Raw genomic sequence first — 22,873 nt, forward strand, 5'->3', positions numbered from 1 at the left:
TGACATCGCATGTTGAAGGCATCGGATTTTCATCGTGGCGTGGAGAGACTTGGCGAGCTCATTGCCGAAGCCCGCGTGATCGTACCATTCACCGGCGCGGGCATCTCAACCGAAACAGGCATCCCCGACTTTCGTTCGCCGGGTGGCCTGTGGAGTCGGAATAGACCGATTCCATTCGACGAGTTCGTCGCCGATCAGGATGCGCGCGATGAATCCTGGCGGCGCAGATTCGCCATGGAGGAAGTCTTCGCAGCGGCAAGGCCAGGTCGCGGTCATCGCGCATTGGCGACGCTCTACAGGGCCGGAAAGATCCCGACCGTCATTACGCAGAATATCGACAATCTGCACCAACGATCGGGCTTTGCGGCAGACGATGTGATCGAGCTCCATGGCAACACGACTTACGCACGCTGCGTCGGTTGCGAAGCACGATACGAACTGCAATGGGTGAAGACGCGTTTTGATCAAGAAGGATATGCGCCGGATTGCAGCGTGTGCGGCGCGCCGGTGAAGACTGCGACGATTTCGTTCGGTCAGGCAATGCCGGCAGACGAAATGCGTCGCGCTGCTGAAATGTCGCAGCGCTGCGATCTCTTCATCGCGATTGGATCGTCACTTGTCGTTTGGCCTGCCGCCGGATTTCCGCTGATGGCGAAACGTGCAGGTGCCCGGCTTGTGATCATCAACAACGAACCGACCGAACAAGACGAGCATGCAGACCTCGTCATCCATCAAGACATCGGTGAAACGCTCGGTCCGTTCGTTGGAAACTGATGCGAGGCTGATTCTTTGCGCTGCAAGCTGTTCATAGCTCGCACAGTAATCGTTTTTTATCTTTGCTGAGCAGTCGGCAGTGTTATCTTCGAATCGCAGGAGATTCGCACCGCTTCGTCGAGCAGAAATCTCGACGAAGCATGTGAAATAGCGCTGACCTCGGGCTGGCAGCGCAATTGATAGTGGGATCCGGGGCCATGGGGTCGGATGCATTTGAGTCGAAGCGCGGGTTGATGCCCGGTGTCGGAGCGTCGCGCTCGTCGGGCGAGAATCTTGGCAACGCGCAGCGTTCCTCGGTCGATCCGTTTGCGGGCGAGGGTTCGGCAGTCGATCTCGTCGAGATTCGTGGCGTCATCAAATGGTTTGATGCCTCCAAGGGCTATGGCTTCATCATTCCGGATAATGGCGCGGCGGATGTGCTGCTGCATGTCACCGTGCTGCGCCGCGATGGTTTTCAGACCGCTTATGAAGGCGCGCGCATTGTTGTCGAATGCGTTCAACGCGCGAAGGGTTATCAGGCTTTCCGTGTCGTCTCGATGGACGAGTCGACGGCAATTCATCCGGCGCAAATGCTGCCGCCGCGGACGCACGTCACGGTGACCGCGACAAGCGGTCTCGAGCGGGCGCAGGTCAAGTGGTTCAATCGTCTCCGCGGTTTCGGGTTCCTGAGCTGCGGCGAGGGGACGCCGGATATCTTTGTCCACATGGAAACGCTGCGTCGCTATGGCATGACCGAGCTGCGTCCGGGTCAGTATGTGCTGGTCCGTTTCGGTCCTGGCTCGAAGGGCATGATGGCTGCGGAAATCCAGCCCGAAGGTGGCACTCCTGGCCTCTCGTCGCACTGACGGCGATCTCCAAACAATGTCGTCGGCGTCTCGTTACGACCGCGCCTGTTCAGGACAGAGCGGTTTTCACGCGCCTGTGCTGTGCGACGCACTGGCGTCCTGGGGCTAGTGCGGAGTAGGGTTCGCGCGCCCGGCGCGTCGCTCGGGTTGCTCCTGGAAACCCGTCGATGACCGGCTTTGTTCGTTCCGCTTCCTTGTTCTCGCTTCGCGACCGGCTGCCTGCGCGCCTGCTGCTGCTGATAATGCTCCTGTTCGGTTATCTCGGGGCTCACGCATCATATGGCGCTGAGCTGCAGCCGCTGGAAATTGCGACGAAGTCGGGCGTTCGGATGTTCTCGGTGGAGATGGCGGTCACCGACGAGGAGCGGGCCAAGGGCCTCATGTACCGCAGGGAGCTGCCCGACGGTCGCGGGATGCTGTTCGATTTCACGCCCGAACAGACGGTCTCGATGTGGATGAAGAACACCTATATCTCGCTCGACATGATCTTCATCGGTGCGGACGGTCGCGTGACACGGGTTGCCGAGAATACGGAGCCCGAATCGACGCGGATCATCTCATCGGGAGGTCCGGCGAAAGCGGTGCTCGAAGTCATCGCGGGCACCGCGCGCAAGTATGGAATTGCCGAGGGTGACCAGGTGGTGCACCCCTTGTTCAAGAAGCGTCGGTAGGCAAATAAGCGCCGGATGAGCCTTGCTGGGCCGTCCGTAAGCGTGTATCGACACCGCAATGGCGGGGTATAGCGCAGCCTGGTAGCGCGGCGGTTTTGGGTACCGCAGGTCCGAGGTTCGAATCCTCGTGCCCCGACCATCAGCCCGGGACATTGTTGAACATCCAGATGCGCCGCGTCAGGCGGAGGCTATTCTGCTGCTTTTGACGGTGCTTCCACCGGCTTGGTGGCATCAGTGGCTGCAGGCTTTGGCAGCGGTTTGTCCTGCTTCTTCGACCAGGAGATGTAATAGGCCACGAGGGTCATGATCGCGATCCCGGCGACGCTGACGAAGAGCTGCGCCAGAAACGAGCCCGACGACATCGTCAGCTGAAAATGGCCGACGAAGGACAGGAACACGCCGACGCAGAACACGGCGAGCGACTGCTGGCCGCATTTGATCAGCGGGCGGAACACCGGCCATTCCAGACCCTTCCATTCCTTTGGCACGAAACGGGTCACGAAGAACGCGATGATCACAAAATGCAGCACGCGATACGGCGCGAGATTTGTCTTGTCGTTCGGGTTGAAGGCCTCAAACAGCCAGTTCGGCATGATCATGTGGCCATAGTCAGGGAAACGGCCGGCCATCGTCATCGCCAGTGCGAATAACAGATAGGCGATGCCGAAATAGAGCAGCACCTTGGAGCGGATCACTGAACGCGACTCCAGCGCGCCGCCGAGCGCAAACCAGGCGCCGAACACGAACAGGAGCTGCCAGGTGAACGGATTGAAATACCAGACGCCATAGGGATAGGCTGGCAGGTTCCAGCCGAACTGGCGGGCAGCGAAATACAGCGCCAGCGACGCCAGCATCGTGAGGTCCGGCTTGCGCAGCATCATCCAGAGCACCGGCGGGAAGAAGCCCATCAGCACGATGTAAAGCGGCAGCACGTCGAGATTCAGCGGCTTGAACTTGAGTAGGAGGCCGTTGGTGAGGGTCTGGATCGGATTATCGACCAGGCCAGCTACGTTGAACTCGTTGATGATATCGGGGTCGTTATAGCGCTGTGCTACCCAGCCGATGGCGGCGATGTAGATCACGAACAAAATGACGTGGGCGACATAGAGTTGCCAGACGCGCTTGGTCAGGCGGGTAGCGCCGACAATGAAGCCGCGCTCCAGCATCATCTTGGCGTAGACGAAGGATGCCGTGTACCCGGAGATGAAGACAAACAGGTCTGCCGCATCGGAAAAGCCGTAGTTCCGGGTTGTCACCCAGTTCACCACATTGTCCGGGATATGATCGAGGAAGATCGCCCAGTTGGCGATGCCACGAAACAGGTCTAACCGCAGGTCTCGGCCTTTGGGGGGGAGTGTGGCGTGGATTTCCATGCAGACCGTTTCGGAAGCCGGGTGGAAGGAGCAGAGGGGGACACAGAACGCTGATCAGGATAGCCTGTTTCCGGCCCCGATTGTCACGACGCCGGGGACCGAATATACACCTTGCCAAGCCGCCGAACGACGGAATCGCGGGTAAATCTTCGTGAAAACTGGATATACCAGCCCCGCCGTTTTCACCACATTGTCGCAGTGTCGCATCTTCGAAAGCTGTCCCATTCCATGACCGCACGTATCTTCAAGGCCGCCAAAAATGCCATGCAGTCCGGCTTGGCCAAGACCCGTGATTGGCAGCTCGATTACGAGCCGGAGCAGGCACGGGTGATCGAGCCCCTGATGGGGTGGACCTCCTCCACCGACATGAAGCAGCAACTCTCGCTGCATTTCGACACTAAAGAGGACGCCATCGCCTATTGCGAGCGCGAGGGCATCGCCTACCAGGTGATCGAGCCGAAAGCACGGATCGAGCGGAAAGTCGCCTATGCCGACAATTTTGCATTCGGTCGCCAGGAACCCTGGTCGCACTGACCGCCCCGCGCCCCCCAGCTACCGCGTCCAAAGTTAGGGTTGCGCTGGTCCGCCGCGCAATGACACGATCCCGTGCCCCGTCCAGAGGGCCGGGCAAACAAGAAACGGATTTGCAGGAAACGGGAGCCGATGGCCCTTCGCTCAACGCTCGATACAAGTTCGGCCGAATTCAAACGAAACGTTGAGGCGATGCAGGCGCAGGTCGCCGAGCTCAAGGACAAGCTCGGCGCCGTGGCAGGCGGCGGCGGCGAGGCCGCCCGAGCCAAGCATACCGCGCGTGGCAAGATGCTGGCCCGCGAGCGCGTCGATCTCCTGATCGATCCCGGCACTGCCTTTCTCGAACTCTCGCCGCTCGCTGCCAATGGTCTTTATGGTGGTGATGTGCACTCCGCCAGCATTATCACCGGCATCGGTCGCGTGTCCGGTCGCGAGTGCATGATCGTCGCCAATGACGCGACGATCAAAGGCGGGACCTATTATCCGATGACAGTGAAGAAGCATCTGCGCGCGCAAGATATCGCACGACAGAACAATCTTCCTTGCATCTATATGGTCGATTCCGGCGGTGCCTTCCTGCCGCAACAGGATGAGATTTTTCCTGACGAGCGCCATTTCGGTCGCATTTTCTACAATCAGGCGCAGCTATCGGCTCAGGGTATCCCGCAGATTGCCGTGGTGATGGGGTCCTGCACTGCGGGCGGCGCCTATGTTCCAGCCATGTCCGATGAGAGCATCATTGTGCGCAATCAGGGCACGATCTTCCTCGGCGGTCCACCACTTGTGAAGGCCGCCACTGGCGAAGTGGTGAGCGCTGAAGAACTCGGCGGTGCAGACGTGCATTCGCGCCAATCCGGCGTTACCGATCACTACGCTCAGAACGATGCCCATGCTATAGGCCTCGCGCGCAAGATTGCCGCGACATTCAAGCCAGCGCCTCGCGCAGCCTGGAATCTGCAGCCGGTACGCGATCCGCTTTATCGAGCCGAAGAACTGTACGGTGTCATTCCCGCCGATCAGCGCAAGCCGTTCGATATGCACGACATCATCGCACGCATCGTCGATGGCTCGGAATTCGATGAGTTCAAGAAGCTCTACGGCACCACGCTGATCACAGGCTTCGCGCATATTTGGGGTTTTCCGGTCGGCATCATCGCCAACAACGGAATCCTGTTCAGCGAGAGTTCGCTGAAGGGCGCACATTTCATCGAGCTTTGCTGCCAGCGGAACATTCCGCTGGTATTCCTGCAGAACATCACCGGCTTCATGGTCGGAAAAAAATATGAGGCCGGCGGCATCGCGCGCGATGGGGCCAAGCTGGTGACGGCGGTTGCGACGGCGAACGTGCCAAAATTCACCGTCGTTGTCGGAGGCTCTTATGGCGCCGGCAATTATGGCATGTGCGGCCGTGCGTACTCCCCACGTTTCCTTTGGATGTGGCCGAACGCACGTATCTCGGTGATGGGCGGCGAGCAGGCCGCTATGGTGCTGAGTCAGTTACGCCGTGACAATATCGAGGCCAAGGGCGGCACATGGTCGACTGAGGAGGAAGAAGCCTTCCGCAAGCCGACCCGCGACCAGTTCGAAACACAGGGAAGCCCGTACTACGCAACCGCACGCCTCTGGGACGATGGCGTGATCGATCCTGCCGATACGCGCCTGGTGCTCGGTCTCGGTCTGTCCGCGTCCGCCAATGCGCCGGTCGAGCCGACGCGATTCGGCCTGTTCAGGATGTGAGGCGAGAGCGATGACCAAACCCATCTATCGTCGTTTCCGCACGCTTCTCATTGCCAATCGTGGCGAGATCGCCTGTCGCGTCCTCCGTACCGCGCGTGCCATGGGTTTGCGGACGGTTGCCGTCTATTCCGAAGCTGATGCTCAGGCTCAGCATGTTACCGAGGCGGACGAGGCCGTGCTCATCGGGCCCGCGCGGGCCAGTGACAGTTATCTCGATATTGGACGTGTCTTGGCCGCTGCCAAGAGCAGTGGCGCTGAAGCGATCCATCCCGGCTACGGGTTTCTCTCCGAGAGCGCCGAACTCGCACAGGCCTGCGCTGATGCGGGCCTGATCTTTGTCGGCCCGACCGCAGACATGATCATGGCGATGGGCTCGAAGTCTGGCTCCAAGGCGCTGATGGAGAAAGCTGGCGTGCCGCTAGTGCCCGGCTATCACGGCGATGCGCAGGACGCCGACACACTGTCTAGTGCCGCCAACAAGATCGGATTCCCGGTCCTGGTGAAAGCATCGGCCGGTGGCGGCGGCCGCGGCATGCGTGTAGTGCGCTCGGCGGACGAACTCGTGCCGGCCATAGTCAGCGCCAAGCGCGAGGCCAAGGCGGCATTCGGCGACGATCGCATGCTGATCGAGAAATATGTCGACAATCCCCGCCATATCGAAGTGCAGGTGATCGGGGACACTCACGGCAATCTGCTGTCGCTGTTCGAACGCGAATGCACGTTGCAACGCCGGCACCAGAAAGTGATCGAGGAGGCGCCGTCGCCGACGCTGAGCGAGGTGCAACGCGAGGCTGTTTGCGCCGCCGCTCGTAAGGCGGCCGGCGCGGTGAGCTATGTCGGCGCCGGTACCATCGAATTCGTTTCCGATGGCAAGGACGTGTTCTTTATTGAGATGAACACGCGTTTGCAGGTCGAACATCCCGTGACAGAGCTCATCACCGGTGTCGACCTTGTGGAATGGCAGATTCGCGTTGCTTTCGGTGAAGCCCTGCCACTGACGCAAGACCAGATCACGCTGAAGGGCCACGCCATCGAGGCGCGTATCTATGCAGAAAACCCCGACAAAAATTTCATGCCTTCGGTCGGCCGTATCAGTGCTTGGCGGATGGCATCGGATATCGGCGGACTGCGCATCGATGCCGGCTATCGCGCTGGCGATACAGTATCGCCGAATTATGATGCCATGCTCGCCAAGGTCATCACCTGGGCGCCGACGCGTGCCACGGCGATCGATGCTCTTGGCCGTGCGCTCGACCAGACGGATATCCGCGGCATCGTCACCAACACGGCGTTTCTGTCGAAACTGGTGACGCATCCGGACGTCCGCGCCAACAAGATCGATACCGGTTTCATCGAGCGCGAACTGGGCGTGCTGACGACAGGCGCGAGCACTGTCGGCGATCTCGAATTGTCCGCCGCTGTCGCTGCGATCCTTGCTAACGAGCAGGCAGCGACGCAGAGCGGAATGCGATCGCCATGGCAGACTAACGGCTGGATGCCTGTAGGACGGCGTAACCGTGTCTTCAAGTTCAGGCGCGGGGAGGAGGAGTGGTCGGCGAGGCTGTGTTATGGCTGCGGAGCGTCATCCATTGTGATCGGCGATCGTGAGCAGGCATTTGCTTCGATATCGACCGGCGATGGCGGGCTCGATCTCACGCTTGACGGCGTACGCTCGCGCATCACGGGCATCGTTGAAGGCCATGAGCTCTATGTACGCACCCGAAATGGCCGGTTCGATCTGCATTGGGTCGATCCGTTTGGCGGTGACGACGAGGAAGCGATCGGTGAGGACAAGATCGTGGCGCCGCTCCCCGGCACCGTCGTGGCGTTGCTGGCTGAGGAAGGCGCAGTCTTGGAGAAGGGCGCCGCCATTCTGACGCTCGAAGTCATGAAGATGGAGCAGACCCTGCGAGCGCCCTTTGCGGGCGTGCTCAAGCTGCTTAAATGCAAGGTCGGCGACGTCGTCGGGGAAGGCGCCGAGCTTGCCGAGATCGAGCCGGGTACCTGATCTCCTGAAGGTTGTGAAGATTGGAATGCAATGAGCGACCAGGTTCGGATCATCGAAGTCGGCCCGCGTGACGGCCTGCAGAATGAAAAAGCACAAGTCAGCGTGAAGGATCGCATTGCTTTCGCGCGAGCGCTGTTCGCGGCGGGATTGCATACGATCGAGGTTGGGTCCTTCGTCTCGCCCAAGGCCGTTCCGAAGATGCAGGGGTCGGACGAGGTGTTTCGCGGTGTCAGCGATCTGCCCGGCGAATTCCACGTCCTGGTCCCCAACGAAAAAGGCTATGAGGGTGCGAAGACCGTCGGCGCCAAGGTGATCGCCGTCTTTGCTTCTGCCTCGGAAGGGTTCTCGCGCGCCAACATCAACTGTTCGGTCGCAGAATCCATCGAGCGCTTCAGGCCGGTGATCGAGCGCGCCAACGCCGATGGGATCAAGGTGCGAGGCTACATCTCCTGCGTGCTCGGCTGCCCCTACGACGGAGATGTCGCACCGAAGGCCGTCATGGATGTCGCGAAGACATTGTCGGAACTGGGCTGCTATGAAGTCTCGCTCGGCGATACCATCGGTGTCGGTACGCCGAGCAAGGTCCGCCATTTGCTTCGGGTTGTCTCCGGCGCGGTTCCGATGGACCAGCTGGCGATGCATTTCCACGATACCTACGGTCAGGCATTGGCCAATATCTACGCCGGAATGGAAGAGGGCTGCCGTGTCATCGACAGCGCCGCGGGAGGGCTTGGCGGTTGCCCCTATGCGCCAGGCGCTACGGGTAATGTTGGGACCGAGGACGTGGTCTATATGCTCGAGGGCATGGGCGTGGCCACCGGTGTCGACATGACCAAGCTTCTGGCCGCCACCAATCAGATCAGCGGGGTGATCGGCCGTGCGCCCGTGAGCCGCGTGGCATCGGCTTTGAACGCAAAGAGTGGATCGAGGCAGTGCTGAATAAAACGGGCCGGCGCCAAGGCACCGACCCGTAAGATTCTTTTTGGTATAATATTACTTTTTTCGTGCCTTGCGGGCAGCATAGCGGGCGTCACGGGCCGCTTTCTGCTCGGCTTCCAGAGCAGCCTTTGCGGCTGCCGCTTCCTCTTCTTCACGAGCGACACGGGCGGCCTCAGCGGCAGCCTCTTCGGCTGCGCGAATCTTCTCGGCTGCTTTTTCGGCCTCACGGGCAGCTTTTTTTTCTTCGCGTGCGGCGGCGAGGGCAGCGCGCTCGGCCATACGGGCCTTCACTTCGGGATCGTCGGCGCCCGGCGCTGCCTTGAACTTGGCCAGAATACTCTGGCGCGCCTGCTGCGCAGCCTTCTGACGATCAGCGAAGCTGGGTGATTTGAATCCGCTCATGAACGAGTCTTGTCGCCTTCTATCTAGGGGGTGGCCAAAAGGGCTCGGCCGCACGCCGGGCGGTTGCCGGACGGGCCGAAGCACCGCAGCGGTTTACAGTGCAAGGCCGGCCCGTGCATCAACAAATTGCGAAAATCTGCGTTGCGTGGCGTGCCAAGGGGCCGATGAGGCCGCGGTCGAGGCATAGCGGGACATAGAGCAGAATTGGGGCGCCATAAGCTTGACCGGCGATCGTCAGTAATTTGCCATGAACGAGGCGGCTTTATTGATGTTCAGAAGCCGCCACCGCTCGATTTTATGTGGCGGTGCGGCGTTGAACCTCAGCGGCCGTAGCGGTGACGGACTGGAACAATCCCAAAGTCGACGGGTTGCAATAGCTACCGGGAGTTCTTTATGCAGGCAGCCATCGATCGCATTCTCCGCACCTTTTCACCCAAGGCGGTCGAACGTAATGAGGACAGGCCAGCCGCGATGTCGCGCGATGACGCCCTGTCGTTCGCTGTGAACCTGCTTGACAATTATAAGGGCCAATTGGCGCTTCGTGTGAAAACGCATTGATCGTCTTGCATTCCTGCGGGCTCACGGGCATGGCTGCTGTCCCGCTCATCCTTATGCAGGACACACCATGAGAAGCCTTTCCCGCGCCATCGCCGTTTCGGCCATTGCCCTCGGCACGATCACGACGTCGGGAATCTCCGATGTGTCGCAATCTCCAGCCAATGCTCAGACAAAATTGGCGCAAGCCGCAGGAAAGACCATGACCACAGCTTCAGGCCTTAAGATCGAAGACACCAGGGTTGGCACCGGCGCGACGCCGGCACGCGGCCAGACTTGCGTGATGCACTATACCGGCTGGCTCTATGAGAACGGCCAGAAGACCAAGAAGTTCGACTCGTCGGTCGATCGCAACGAGCCCTTCGAATTCCCGATCGGCGCAGGCCGTGTAATCAAGGGGTGGGACGAGGGGGTTGCCACCATGAAGGTCGGCGGCAAGCGCACCCTGATCATTCCGCCGGATCTGGGCTATGGAGCCCGCGGTGCCGGCGGTGTCATTCCACCAAACGCAACCTTGATCTTCGACGTTGAACTGCTCGGCGTGAAGTAAATCATTACGCCTGCGCGATCCGGCGCAGCAGGAGGCGCGATTCTCCCTCGCCGGCATAGATGTCGGCGAGGGGGGCAGCCTTGGCGATGAAGGGCGCCTTGTCAGGGCGGGCGAAGGTGACGCCCATCCGCAGGACTTCAGCACGGGCTCTCGCCTCGAAGGCCTCCCATAGCCCGTTCATGTGATGATACGATGCCGTTGCCGCCTCACGCAGGATGTCACGCTGCTGCGGTGTGAACCCGTTCATCCGCTCGGCACCGGCCAGCAGCACGTCCGGGATCATCGTGTGCTCATCGAACGAATAATGCTTCGCTACCTCGCCGTGTCGGCCGACGATCAGCGCCACAACGCTGTTTTCGGCGCCATCCACCACGCCGGACTTGAGCGCTATATAGACGTTGCTCCACGCGAGCTCGACACCTTCCGCGCCGAACAGCTGCAGCAGCTTCGTCATTGTTTCTGACGGCTGAATACGGATCTTCATCCCTTTGAGATCGTCGGGGTGATTGATGGGCTTGTTGCCGTAGAAGCTACGTGCGCCAGCATCGTAGTAGGTCAAGCCGACAAGGCCGGCAGGCACGGTTGTCGCCAGGATGTCGCGCCCGACATCGGCACTTGTCACTCGCAGCCAGTGCTTCCGGTCGCGCAGGGTGAAGGGCAGGTTGAGCACCTTGTAAGCGGGGTGAAAGCGCTCCAGCAGGCTGGCGCTGACCTTCAGGAAATCGAGCTTTCCCGCCTGCACCTGAGAGATCAGGTCGCTTTCCTGACCGAGTTGACCATCGGCGAACAGGGTTATGTCGAGTTCGCCTTGCGAGCGTTCGCGGGCGAGATCCGCGAAATGTTGCATGGCCGGATGCACGGGATGGGATATCGGCAACCCATGGGCGAGTCGCAGCTTCGTCGGCGCGGCGCGCAGCACCGCCGGGCAGGCGATGGCGAGGCTAGTCGTTAGGAGAAGGCGGCGCCGAGAAAGCATTGAGCAACCTGCGGGGCGATCTTGAGATGCAAAGGAGAGAGCGCGAAGCGGCGTACAGGGCGCCGCCGCCACAATACGCCCTATCGGCAGGCGTTTAAAGTCCGGTACCTGCCACTCTCGGTCGTTGCGCCTGCAGCAGGCCGACATAGCGGTTCTTCCCGTCTGACGGAATCGCGCCGCGGACCGTAAGATGATGAATGCAGTTCATCGCGAGATCGAACGAGCCGTAGCAATGATGAGCGATTAGCGCGAGATGCTTGAGTTGTTCATTGTCCATCGCCTCCGCATCGACGAAGTTGCGGACATAGACAATGTCGGCTTCGATCAGCTGATTGATTGCCGCCGCCGGATCGGGTCCCAGCATCGGTGCAATCATCCTCTTGTTGATGTCGGTGAACGTGTGTGGAACGAAACCAAGATCGCGCAGCTCGAGATCGATATCGCCGAACACCGGCTGCTTCTCGTAGAGCGGAACGAATGACACCTCGGTCTGGATCGCTACGGCTTGTGTCAGCTTGGTGCGGCCATGGCGGAACACGGCGAGTTCGCCGCCCTGGATGTCGATCTTGAGGAGATCGATGGCAGCGATTTCCGCGACGTCGTCGAGGCGCCGGGTCTGTTGCGGAATGCGTTCGATCACGCGGCCGAGTTCGGTGAAATTCGGAAAATGCGTCAGCGTCTTCGCGTCCGGCTGCAGGAGGCTGGCGAAACCAAGGCCGCGGCAGATATTGAGTGCGTGTGCGGTTCCATCGCCAACGGCATAGGGCAGGTAGGTTTCCTGCTGACTCTTGCGCTTGGCGAGTTGTGCAATGGCGGCCGGATGTGGATCGAAACCGGTAACGCGGCAGAGCTTTTGCAGCATCATCCGCTTGTAGGGCGGATCGCCGTCGATGGGATTGGCGCCGATATCGACGACCTCGGTCAGTCGCGCCGGACGCAGCAGCTCTGACAGCCCGTCATGGCCAGGGCGTGATTCGACGACCTTGATTGCATCCTGATTCATCGTCGGACATTGGACATACGGAGGCCACGCATGCGCCGTGTCATGTCGTCGCGGTCGCGAGAGGGGGAACGATCGCTGCGCCCAGGACTTAAACTTGGATATTCCTGAAAGCCGGGAGGCAATCATGCGGCTTCGGCAAGTGATGCTGGCCGGTTTGACGGTGACAGCACTGGTGGGTTCGACGCCGGCTTCGGCTGATCAGACGCTGACTGGGCTCGTCACCGTGGTCGATCGAACGACGGGAGAAATTATCGTCAAACGCGACGAGGGCGGTACTATCGGAGCGAACGCGGCGGCGCCGACCGAGAAATTCAAGTTGCGCGACGGTATCCCTGACACGTTGCACGCCGGTGAGAAGGTCACCATCACCTATACGAGAGCGGCGGGCTAAAGACTGCGATCAAGGTTGACGAGACGAAAAACTGAAATTTCGTAAATGGCGACCCGGCGATAGCTCTGCCGCCCCCTTGCACATTCTTCTCTCGCCCCACGCTGGGCGGCTTGATCCGGCTTACTGAATCTTGACCGTCACAAACGTGCTAGGCACGAAATCCTTGATGCCATCGATTGCCCCACCGGCCGGGGTCGTGATTGCGAGATTCGCGGGCGATGAAATTCCCCTCAGCTTGGCATCGTAAAAGCCGGCGAAACTGCCGATCGCCCCAGTCGTCGAATCCAGCAACAGTGCAACGACTTTGCCGCTGACCGGATCGTTGGCGAGAACCGACTTGCCATCAGGCGAAAGCCCCGTCGCCAGCAGCCATTGCCCGGGACCGCCCCCAATCATGACTGCGCCGTCCCTGAGCAGCTTGGCGATGTTGGTTTTCCCGGCTTCGATGGGGGCGCTGCTCGAGAAGGTCACCTTGCCGTCCAGCGGATTCCTGCCGCTGACGCCATGGAGGTCCGGAGCCTTTCCGTTCCAGAACGTATCGATCATCAGCGTCGCAGCCTGATCCGGCAAAGCAAAACGCCCGATCATGGTGAAGATCGCCGCCTCGCTGGCCTGACCCGCGTAGTCCGGCAATTTGAACTGCGAATACTGATTGGGGTCGAAAATGCTGATCGGCTCGTAGCGCCTGTCGGCAGCCGCGCCGTTCTTGTCCGGCAGCGACGCCGGCGCAATATCGCGGGTCGTGTTCGACGCAACCACGCGCGGCGTCGTTGTGACCGAAATCGGCTGCGTTGCTGCTGCCGGCGCGAGTTGGAAGCTCACATTGACATTGCCGCTAGACGAGCCGGCATTGCTGTTCGGCGGACCGAACTGGCTACCCGGGATGGTCGGCGGCGTGGAGATCGTCAGCGCTGTCGCGTTCGACGGAGCCTGCACGAAGAAGTAGTTCGCAGCCGTCAGGCCGGATCCGTCGATGGCATAGGCGCCGATGATCGTGTTCTGTTTGGCATCCGTCGTGAACTGGAGCTTGCCGCCGGTGGCGCTCGCCAGCGTATCGCCGTTGACGAAGCCCGTGACCGCGCCGGTGAAGTCGGGGTTGGCGTCGCCGAAATATCGCTGTGCCGGCGTTGCCACATACATCAGTTGAGCTTGGGTGATCGCCCAGGTCGCAGTCGTCGTTCCGGTAACTTTATAGTTCGGATTGGTCAGCAGGCCGGCCACGCTCAGTACATGATTGCCCGCATTGCTGAGATTCGTGATGCCGAAGCTGTTCGACAGTCCGGCGAGAACCGTCACGGTCTCGCCGTTCTTCAAACCAGTCGCCGACAGGCCCGGATTGAGCGGCGAGGAGCCGTAAACCGACGTTCCGCCAAGCGCGCCGACGAAGATGTCCGCGGGCCTCACGGTAAGGGCGCCATTGACATAGGTGACGGCGTAATTGGCGATGTCGAACGTGCCTCCGGTGGCGTTGTTCGGCACAATCGCGTAAGGGCCGCCGGCGACGCCAGCGAGAGCCGCTTTACCCGCGCTGGCGAGCGCGACAAGCCCGATGCTCTCGTTGTTCTTCAGGCCGATCGACGAGAACTCAGTGCCGGTGAAGAGGTGTTCGTCGCCGTAGATCTTGCTCTGGTCGATCGCGGTGATGGTCAGCGATGCTGGATTCACATTCCAGATGCCTGCGATGCGGCTGCTGATAGCGTAGTTACCGTTGGTCAGCGTGCCGGTGACGTTGAGCGTGTGGTCGCCGGCATTCGAGAATCGATCGATTCCGAAACCATTGACGAGGCCAGTCAGGATGGTTTCATCCTGGCCATTCTGCAGGCCGGTGGCCGTAAAGCCCGGGTTTGCGGGTGACTGCCCATAGACCGATGAGCCACCGGTGGCAGTGACGACGATCTGTGCGGGATTGACAGTCCATGTGCCGGCAACGCGGTCGGCGCTGTTGACGATCGCATAGTTGCGGTTGGTCAGTGTGCCGGTCACGTTGACGGTGTAATTGCCCGCGTTGGTGAGGTTGTTGATGCCAAAGTTGTTGGACAGGCCGTAGAGGAAGCTGACGTCCTGGCCGTTTTGCAAGCCCGTGGCGGTGAAGCCGGGGTTTGACGGCGACTGCCCGTAGATCGAGGTGCCGCCAGTCGCGGTCACGACAACCGGCGCAGGCGTGACGGTCCAGGTGCCGGCGATGCGGTCGGTGCTGTCGTTGACGATGGCGTAGTTGTGGTTGGTCAGCGCGCCGGTGACACGCAGCGTGTAGCTGTCAACGTCGCTGAGGTTGGTGACGCTGAAGTTGCTGGACAGGCCGGTTAGCACGCCGACACCCTGACCGTTTTGCAAGCCGGTGGCGGTGAGGCCCGGATTGGTCGGCAACTGGCCGTAGACCGACGTTCCACTGGTGGCGGTGACGACGATCGGTGCGGGCGTGACGGTCCACGAACCGGGCAAGGTGTTCGTCACCGTGTAGTTGCTGTTGGTCAGCGTGCCGACGATGGTGAGCGTGTAGTTCTGGGCATTGCTGTATTGGTCGATGGCGAAGCTGTTCGCGAGGCCGGTGAGAACATCAGGCGTCTCGCCATTCTTCAGGCCGGACGCAGTGAACTTGGGATTGGCCGGTGAATAACCGTAGACCGACGAGCCGCCGGATGCCGTCACGATGACCTGGGCCGGTGAAATGACGCCGCTGCCGGCAATGATCAGCGAGCCGATACGGTAATTGCCATTGTTCAGGGTCAGACCGGTGAGGGCCGAGATCGTGCGCGCGCCGGCATTGGCCCTGTCATACACCCCGGACAGCGCGCTCAATGTCGCCGTGTCGTTGCCAACAAAGCCGAAAGCCGCGCCCGAGAGCAACATCGAACCTGCGCCCGCGGCTGTTGTGCCGTCGTAGACTTTGTCGATGTCGGAAATGATCGCGGTGCCGTACAGGTCTTTCGGCGAGATCGTGCCCGTGCCGGTGGCGGTCAGTGAGCCGATGCGATAATTTCCGTTGTCGATGGCAAGGCCGGACAGACCCGAGATCGTGCGCGCGCCGGCATTGGCGCTGTTGTACAGGCCTGAGAGCGTGCTCAATGTGACGGTGTCACCACCGACCAGCCCGTAGGCCGCGCCTGACAGCACCTGTGAGCCGGCACCGGCTGTCGTGCTGCCATCATAGGTCTTGTCGATGCCGCCAATGACCGTGGTGCCCGACAGGTTCTTCGGAGAGATTGTACCGGTGCCGGTCACGACCAGCGAGTCGATCGTGTAGTTTCCGTTGTTCAACGAGAGACCAGACAGGCCTGAGACCGAGCGGGAGCCAGCATTGGCGCTGTCATAGGTGCCGCTCGAGATCGTCAGCGTTGCGCTGTCGGAGCCGACCAGGCCGTTAACGCCGTGGGAAAGCTGCGTCGATCCGCTGCCAGCGTCCGCCGTGCCGTCATAGGTCTTGTTGATACCGCCGATATTGACGGTGCCCGACAGAGCCTTCGGCGTGATGGTGCCGATGTTGCCTGAAGCGGTGTCGGACGTGAGGTAGTAGTTCCCGGCAATAGCCGGATCGCCGGTGGCGGTTAGGCTGACCCCCGTCACGGTGACAAGTTTGTTGGCGCCGGCGTTCTGGCTGCCGTAGGTGCCAGTGTTGGCGCCGTTCGCAGCCAGCGCACTGAATTCTGTGCCCCACGGATAAGCGCCAGAAATTGTAAAGTTACTGGAAGTCAGCGCCGCGGTCGTCGTTCCGTCATAGGTCTTCTGAGTGGTGCCCTTGAGTGCGATCGTGACCGCCCGCGGTGTGACCGCGATCGAGCCGTTCGCATAGGTGACGTTATAGTTGAGCGCCGAGCCGTAAGTGAAAAGTGCCGAGGATGTCGTGTAGGCGTAGCTGTAGCCGGCGTCGGCGTCGGCGCCATGATTATGCGAATTGTTCGCTCCAGTCGGCCCGTTGGAAACGCCGACGTAACCGATCTGGTCGCCGTTCGCCAAGCCGCCGACGACGACTGAGCTTGTTCCGGTCGGATTACTGTCGCCGTAGACGCGGCTGAGATCGCCACCCTGCACCACGATCGATTTTGGTGTGGTGGTGATCGCGCCGGGAACGAAGATGAACTGATATTCGGTGCCGTCAGCACTGTTTTTGGTGACAATCGAACCGAAGGGATCGTTCTGATTGACCGTCGAATTCTTGAAGACGATGTTCAAGCCATTAATTGACGAGTCGTCGTAAGACCTGAGACCATAGAACGTGGCCGACGGGCCGCCGGCCGGCGTGTCGCCATATGTCTGCGTCGTATTGTTGCCTACGACAATCACGGCGTGCGAACCAGTGGAACGCAGCACTGGATAAGCTCCAGGCACCATGTACCAAACGTTGCTGAAATCCCAATTGGCGTAACTTGATTGCGTCAAGGCCTGCGCGTGCGAAAGCAAAGTTGCCGCGGGCGTCGTGTTGCTTGAACTGACAGTAAACGGAATGGTACCGCCGTTGACTTTTCCTTCGCCATTAACGTCCGCGTCCCAATAATTGTTATTGTTCGTCGCAAGCGTGTTTGCGTACAACATCAAGCCGACAACAGCGCCACGATTGATACCGGCACCGTCCATGTACATGGTGGTGGTGTTGTAGGTGTTGTTGATCGATGCGGGTCCAGAGAGACCGCCGACAAGGCCGCCTTGAATATTCCCCCTGACAGAACCGGTCGCGTAGGCGTAACTGAGATTGGCAAGCACGAAGCCGGCGTTCCCATCGACGCCGTTAGTGCTGATCACCCGCCCCGGGTTATCCGAGCCGAGAACCCCGACAAGCCCGCCCGCCATGCTGCTCGGCCCCGTCGCGAGAACAGTGGCGGACGACCAGGAACGCGTAATCGCATTCAGCGCGTAGCCGACAAGGCCACCGGTGTAGGTGTACATGCCTCTCGCAATCACCGAGCCTGTCGAATAGGAGTCGCTGATGATCCCGGAGCTGTAGCCGACAAGGCCGCCCGCTCCACCGTTTGACGAGCCGCCAGCCGAGACAACTGCACCGCTCGCGAACGAACTCGTGATGGCACCGCCCGGACGGTAAAAATTCTGCAGCCCGATGCCCGAGCCGGTTGTAGCAATGATCGTCGAGGGGTCTCCATTCAGACCAACCAGCCCGCCGACATAGTCGCGTCCGTTCACATTCGCAATCGAACCTGAGGTGATAACGTATCCGCCTCCGCCTGCAATCGGCTTCGACCAGCCGACAAGACCGCCGACGCTGTCGAGGGAGCCGGTCACGGTGCCCGAGGAGAAGCTGTTGATGACAAGCGATTCACTTGTACCAACGACCCCGCCGACATTCCCGGCGCCGGTCACGGTGCCGGAGAAAGAGGCGCGGCCGATGGCGGCGAAGGCGGGGCCACCGTAAACACCGGAGCTGGTCAGGTAACCGACGATGCCGCCGACGTTGTTGTTGCCAGCGATCATGCCGCTGACGGTGTCGTTCTGCAGATTCTTGCCGCCGATTCCATAGATTCCGCCGACATTGTCGCGACCGGTGATGCTCACATTGGTCAGATGCAGGTCCTGAATCTGTGAAGCTGTGGCTTTCGTCGCTCCAAACAATCCGACGTAGTCGGTCGTCGGTCGATAAATCGTCAGGCCATTGATGCTACGATTCTGGCCGAGGAACTGTCCGCTGAACGGCGTGGTCGAGTTACCGATCGGCATGAAGCCTGCGCCGCCATTCCAGATCGCTGTAATGCCGGCCTGGATGTCGTTCGCCAGCGCAAAGCTCCTGCCCCAGAGTGAGGACGTCGTTGCGATACCCTGGAGTCCGTAAATGTCGGTGATCTGATACGGCGTCGTGGTGGTGCCGTCGCCGCCAGCGAAGCGCTGGAACGTGACACCCGACGCAAGATTGAAATACTTGGCGTAAAACGCCATCAGACCGGTGGTGTTCTGAACCCAATTTCCGCTGTTGAACTGGAAGGTGTTGACGCCAACCGCACCATCGACCGTGACGGTTGGAGCACTGAGCGTCCAGTTGTTATTGTTGTTGCCGTCAACGTTCATCCCGTTGACGTTGCCGTGAATCGCGAGCGCCGATGTCGCCGTCGTCGTCATCGTGCTGTTCGCCCAGGTCAGCGAACCGAGCGAGACAGTTTGGCCGCTGATCGTGCCGCCGCTCGCCCCGGCGCCTCCGCCAATGACGTCGCCGGTCACCGTGACATTGCCGTTGGATGCTGTCAGCGTCAGGGTTCCATTCGACCACGTCAGCGTTCCGCCGATCGAGATTGACCGGCCGGTAACGGTTGCGTTTCCGCCCGAACCAAGGACATTGCCACCGACAGTCACGGCGCCGTTCGACGCCTGTAACGCCAGCGCGCCGTTTGCCCATGCAACCGAGCCATCGATCCGAACGCTCGTGCCGGTGGCGGTTAGCGCCGCGTTGGGACCGAAGCCAGCCAGATTGCCGGCAATCGTCACGCTGCCGGACGTGGCCTGCAGGTTCATCGATCCGCTCGTCCAGTAAATCGACGAGCTGGATGCGATGCTGGTGCCTTTGATGATGCCGCCCGCGCCCTGACCATTGCCGGTCAGCAAGCCGTTAACCGTGACAGTCCCCGTAGCCAGGAGCGAAAGAGGACCGCTCGTCCAGCTGATATCCGACAGGATCGAAATGTTGCCCGCGATGATGGCGAGCGGACCCGCGGCATTCAGCGCCTGATCGACCGTGAATGTGCCCGGATTGGTCGAGACATAGGCACGTCCCGACACCGTCGCGAGATAACTCGACATTGCGGCGTTGTTGCCGACGGCTTGCGCCAGCGCAGCCTCCGCTCCAGTGATCGTCGTGCCGGTGGTCGTCCACTTCAGATAGCCGAGATATATGTCATTCGCTGCAATGGAGCCGCTCGCTGATTGGAGCGATGCACCGCCGCCGGAAGTGTACGGCGTGTAAACGATGAGTTGGCTCGCCGCACCGATACTGCCCTGCGGGACCAACAGATTGTAGGTGCCGTTGGCGCCGGTATAGGTCATGCCGACAAACGACATGCCGTCAGCACCGGCACCGACGCGGACCCCGGCTGCGAGAGACGTTCCCAGGTCCGAATAGACGCGTCCGCTAATGACCTGCGGCGTGGTGCCCGCCGGGAATTGCCACAGGAGGTACGGATAGCTCTGTCCAGCAACGATACCCCAGACGGAGCCCGAGAAGCCGGACGGCAGGCCGGACATCATTTGCGCGGTGTTCCGCGCGCCTAGCGCGTTCCCGGAATAGAACGCGTATGACGCGCCCGTCATGTCGGAATTGAAGTAGATGTTCTGAAGGGTGCCCCCTTGGAAGGTGGCGATCGAGCCGTTCAGAACGCCAACACCGGAGCCCGGAATACTCGCACCACCAGCGAAGCGGCTGTTCGTATAAATATTGATGAGAGCGCCGCCGTTGATGCCGGTAAACCCGCCAACCTGCCCGGCACCGTAGACAGGACCGTTGCTGTAGCTGTCCCTGATGGTGCCGAAATTCATCCCGGAAAAACCACCGAAGTTGAATATCGATCCGGTCGCATAAACCAACGAGCTGGCATAGGACTCGCTGACCGTCGAGTCATTGCGGCCAACGAGCCCACCGACGCCACCCGCTCCGCCGACGGATGTTTGCGCGAACGACTGGCTGATCGTTCCGGAGTTGTAGCCGACGAGGCCGCCGACATAAGTGGCGCCGACGACCGAGCCGCCGGATACGCCTACGCTCTTGATCGTTCCGGAATTGCTGCCGAAGACACCAACGTCATGACCACCGCTGATTGTCGGGTTGTAGATGACGTGGAACTGACCATCGAAAATGCCGCTGAACGGTGTGCCAGGGCCACCCCCAAGACGACCCGCGCCTTGGGTAAAAATCGCGTCGCCGTTACCGATCGGCTTGAAGCCTGAGCCGGCGTTCCATGTTGCAGTGACTGATGCGTCGATATCGTTGGCGAGGACGAAGTTCTTGCTGAGCAGGAGAGGCGAGGCGATGCCCTGCAGGCCGTAGACGTCGGTCAATTGATAGGGGGTAGCCGATGTGCCGTCGCCGCCGAGTGCGCGGATGAATGCGCCGGATGTGAACGTCATCCCGGTGGCGGAGAATGAGGGGAGACTGGCGCCGATCTGCGACCACGTGCCGTCAAGCGCGAAATTGCCGGCACTGAAAGCGTAACCCGACGTAATCGTGCCGCCGGCCTTGAGCGTAAAGTTATTGGTGCCGGTGACCGTATTGTGGAACGTGATGTTGTTCGTCGCCGTAAGCGTGATCGCTCCGGTGCCTGCCAACGCGCTGTTGAGGGCGATATCGCGCGAGGAATTCAGTGTGATCGAATTGCTGCTGCCGGAGATCGCTGCGTTAATGACGATATCGCCGCCATTCGTCGTCTGCATGACGATCTTGCCGCTGTTGCCGGCATTGATCTGCGCATTGACGTTGACGCCGTGATACGCGGTGAGGGTGAGCGTGTTGGCGCTGGTCCACGCGATGGCGGAATTTATGTTGATATCGCCAAGTCCTGCACTCTGGTTGCCTGGGCCGGTCGCAGTGGTGTCGGTTGTCAGCAAGGTGACATTGTTGCTGCCCAGATTGGTCGAAATCGTCGCTGCCGCGGCGGCATCGACGGTGAGGTCGGTCGGGTCGAGCAGCCAGTTGCCGGTTGCCCCATAGGCTGCTGATGTATCGACGCGGATGCCGTTAATCGACAGCACGGCGCCCGATGTTTCGATCATCCCGCCATTGCCGCCATTGGCGCCGCCGCGGGCGGAGAAGGTGCCATAGGCGGCGGTGCTGCCATCGGACCAGACGGCGACGGTGCCGCCATGGCCATTGTCCAGCGCATCGGCGCGGATCGTGCTGGTCGAATCGATAGAGACATTCAGCGCATGCGTCAGCGCTCCGCCGCCCTGGAGGCCGCCGCCGATCTGGATCGTGCCGCCACCACTCGAACCGGACGCGTCGATCAGCGCACCGACGACGGTGACATTAGCTGCGGTTAGGTCGATGGTGCCGCCTTTTCCGGCGGTGGCTGTCACATCGATCTTGCCGGTCGCCTTGAGCGTTTCAGTCGCGGCAACGGCGACCGCACCGCCCTTGGCGCCGCGCGCAGAGATGACGCCGCTGAGATCGATCTTGGTGCCCTTGACCGAGACTGAGCCCGCGTGGGCGCCACTCCTGCCATTTGCGATCAGGCGGCCGCTCACACGTATCGTGCCACCGGCGCCGCCATTGATGATGATCCGGCCGCCACGCGAGCCGACCGTGTTCGTGCGCACCGTGCCTGGAATATTGACCGCATTGCGGAGCACGTTTTGCGCGGTGGCGGCGCTAAGATAGACGACACCTCCATCGGCTTCGATACGACCCTTGTTGCTGACCAATGCGCGATTGGGTTTGACCAGTTTGCCGATTTCGCTCGACGGTACGGCGACTGACAGGAAGCCGTCACCCGCAAGATCCAGCGTCGCCTGTTCGCCGGCGCCGAGGCCGACTTTGCCAAGCCGGGCCGAGATGATGCCGTTATTCGCGACTTGGCCACCGAGCAGAGCGACGAATCCGCCGTCGGAGACGTTGATGCGGCCATTGTTGACCACGCCAGCTGATCCGCCGTTGCCGTCGAACTTGTAGTTTCCCGCAAGAAAGTCGGCATCCTTGATGTTGAGCGTCGAGGCGGCGAAGGAGCCGGTATTGATGGTGCCGGTGCGAGTGATCGCGATGCCGTTCGGATTCACCAACAGCACCGTGCCGGGCGCATTGATGGTGCCGGCGATGCTCGACGGCGCGGCACCGTTCACGCGATTCAACGTTGCCGAGGAGGCGCCAGGCTGATTGAAATTGACGGTGCCGCCTGTGCCGACCGAGAAAGATTGCCAGTTGATGATCGCACGGTCGCTGCCCTGATTGATGTTCAGCGTGCTCGCATTCGGCTGAACGATCGCAGCGCTGCCTGCGGCCACCGATCCGCCAGACGGGAGTTGTTGCGCGAGAGCGGGGGACGCAAACATCAGCAAGACGGTGGCGGACGTCGTCGAGAACAGCAGCGCGCGTAGACGCGGCACCATCGGCCGCAGTCCCGTTTCGAGCAGCAATGTCAAACCCAGACGACGCTGTGTCATACGGTCCCGTTATCGATCATTTGTTGTTGTAGCGATGC

General features: G+C 60.8%; 15 protein-coding genes and 1 tRNA gene. 11 read left to right on the forward strand and 5 right to left on the reverse strand.

The annotated features are described in order from the left end of the window. The first annotated feature begins 9 nt into the window (after window positions 1–9). The 4 genes from E0H22_RS13600 to E0H22_RS13615 all read left to right on the forward strand — a co-directional run bounded on the left by E0H22_RS13600 (window position 10) and on the right by E0H22_RS13615 (window position 2,429). Complete coding sequence (locus E0H22_RS13600; RefSeq protein ID WP_430715148.1) at window positions 10–774, forward strand: SIR2 family NAD-dependent protein deacylase; 765 nt, start codon at window positions 10–12, stop codon at window positions 772–774. Window positions 775–971: 197 nt separating this feature from the next. Continuing rightward, window positions 972–1,619 carry a cold-shock protein gene (locus tag E0H22_RS13605; protein ID WP_233021553.1) on the forward strand — a complete coding sequence of 216 codons (648 nt, stop codon included), beginning with the start codon at window positions 972–974 and terminating at the stop codon, window positions 1,617–1,619. A 242-nt stretch (window positions 1,620–1,861) separates the two neighbouring features. Next, window positions 1,862–2,290, forward strand: coding sequence for a DUF192 domain-containing protein (locus E0H22_RS13610; RefSeq protein WP_233026361.1), 429 nt, complete (start codon window positions 1,862–1,864; stop codon window positions 2,288–2,290). A 62-nt stretch (window positions 2,291–2,352) separates the two neighbouring features. Beyond that, window positions 2,353–2,429, forward strand: a tRNA-Pro gene (locus E0H22_RS13615). A 49-nt stretch (window positions 2,430–2,478) separates the two neighbouring features. On the opposite strand, the gene E0H22_RS13620 is transcribed toward E0H22_RS13615, so the two are convergent. After that, window positions 2,479–3,663: an OpgC domain-containing protein gene (locus tag E0H22_RS13620; RefSeq protein WP_233021554.1), complete on the reverse strand. Its 1,185-nt coding sequence runs from the start codon at window positions 3,661–3,663 to the stop codon at window positions 2,479–2,481. Between the two features lie 228 nt (window positions 3,664–3,891). Here E0H22_RS13620 and E0H22_RS13625 point away from each other — a divergent pair, with 228 nt between their 5' ends. The 4 genes from E0H22_RS13625 to E0H22_RS13640 all read left to right on the forward strand — a co-directional run bounded on the left by E0H22_RS13625 (window position 3,892) and on the right by E0H22_RS13640 (window position 8,878). Continuing rightward, window positions 3,892–4,197, forward strand: a complete 306-nt coding sequence (locus tag E0H22_RS13625; protein WP_233021555.1) for an ETC complex I subunit — start codon at window positions 3,892–3,894, stop codon at window positions 4,195–4,197. Window positions 4,198–4,326: 129 nt separating this feature from the next. Then, entirely contained in the window at window positions 4,327–5,931 is a 1,605-nt protein-coding gene (locus E0H22_RS13630; protein ID WP_233021556.1) for a carboxyl transferase domain-containing protein, read from the forward strand. A gap of 10 nt (window positions 5,932–5,941) precedes the next feature. Continuing rightward, window positions 5,942–7,939 carry an acetyl/propionyl/methylcrotonyl-CoA carboxylase subunit alpha gene (locus E0H22_RS13635; protein ID WP_233021557.1) on the forward strand — a complete coding sequence of 666 codons (1,998 nt, stop codon included), beginning with the start codon at window positions 5,942–5,944 and terminating at the stop codon, window positions 7,937–7,939. A 30-nt stretch (window positions 7,940–7,969) separates the two neighbouring features. After that, the gene (locus E0H22_RS13640) at window positions 7,970–8,878 is read left to right on the forward strand and encodes a hydroxymethylglutaryl-CoA lyase (protein ID WP_233021558.1); all 909 of its coding nucleotides are present in this window, start codon (window positions 7,970–7,972) and stop codon (window positions 8,876–8,878) included. A gap of 54 nt (window positions 8,879–8,932) precedes the next feature. Here E0H22_RS13640 and E0H22_RS13645 read toward each other — a convergent pair whose 3' ends face one another. Continuing rightward, window positions 8,933–9,280 carry a DUF6481 family protein gene (locus E0H22_RS13645; RefSeq protein WP_233021559.1) on the reverse strand — a complete coding sequence of 116 codons (348 nt, stop codon included), beginning with the start codon at window positions 9,278–9,280 and terminating at the stop codon, window positions 8,933–8,935. Window positions 9,281–9,673: 393 nt separating this feature from the next. Here E0H22_RS13645 and E0H22_RS13650 point away from each other — a divergent pair, with 393 nt between their 5' ends. Continuing rightward, window positions 9,674–9,838: a hypothetical protein gene (locus E0H22_RS13650; RefSeq protein WP_233021560.1), complete on the forward strand. Its 165-nt coding sequence runs from the start codon at window positions 9,674–9,676 to the stop codon at window positions 9,836–9,838. A 67-nt stretch (window positions 9,839–9,905) separates the two neighbouring features. After that, window positions 9,906–10,385: an FKBP-type peptidyl-prolyl cis-trans isomerase gene (locus tag E0H22_RS13655; RefSeq protein ID WP_233021561.1), complete on the forward strand. Its 480-nt coding sequence runs from the start codon at window positions 9,906–9,908 to the stop codon at window positions 10,383–10,385. Between the two features lie 4 nt (window positions 10,386–10,389). Here the strand turns inward: E0H22_RS13655 and E0H22_RS13660 are convergent, their stop codons facing one another. Both E0H22_RS13660 and E0H22_RS13665 read right to left on the reverse strand, forming a co-directional pair. Beyond that, the gene (locus tag E0H22_RS13660) at window positions 10,390–11,508 is read right to left on the reverse strand and encodes a TRAP transporter substrate-binding protein (protein WP_233021562.1); all 1,119 of its coding nucleotides are present in this window, start codon (window positions 11,506–11,508) and stop codon (window positions 10,390–10,392) included. Continuing rightward, on the reverse strand, window positions 11,456–12,364 hold the full coding sequence (locus E0H22_RS13665; protein WP_233021563.1) for an FkbM family methyltransferase: 909 nt from the start codon (window positions 12,362–12,364) through the stop codon (window positions 11,456–11,458). The genes E0H22_RS13660 and E0H22_RS13665 overlap by 53 nt, the downstream gene beginning before the upstream one ends. A 94-nt stretch (window positions 12,365–12,458) precedes the next feature. On the opposite strand from E0H22_RS13665, the gene E0H22_RS13670 reads away from it, so the two are divergent. Then, window positions 12,459–12,755 (forward strand): hypothetical protein, encoded by a 297-nt coding sequence (locus tag E0H22_RS13670; RefSeq protein WP_233021564.1) that lies wholly within the window; start codon window positions 12,459–12,461, stop codon window positions 12,753–12,755. Window positions 12,756–12,875: 120 nt separating this feature from the next. On the opposite strand, the gene E0H22_RS13675 is transcribed toward E0H22_RS13670, so the two are convergent. Continuing rightward, window positions 12,876–22,835 carry an MBG domain-containing protein gene (locus E0H22_RS13675; RefSeq protein ID WP_233021565.1) on the reverse strand — a complete coding sequence of 3,320 codons (9,960 nt, stop codon included), beginning with the start codon at window positions 22,833–22,835 and terminating at the stop codon, window positions 12,876–12,878. Window positions 22,836–22,873 lie beyond the last annotated feature (38 nt).

It is taken from the genome of Rhodopseudomonas boonkerdii (genome assembly GCF_021184025.1).
GTDB classification, from domain to species: Bacteria; Pseudomonadota; Alphaproteobacteria; order Rhizobiales; family Xanthobacteraceae; genus Tardiphaga; species Tardiphaga boonkerdii.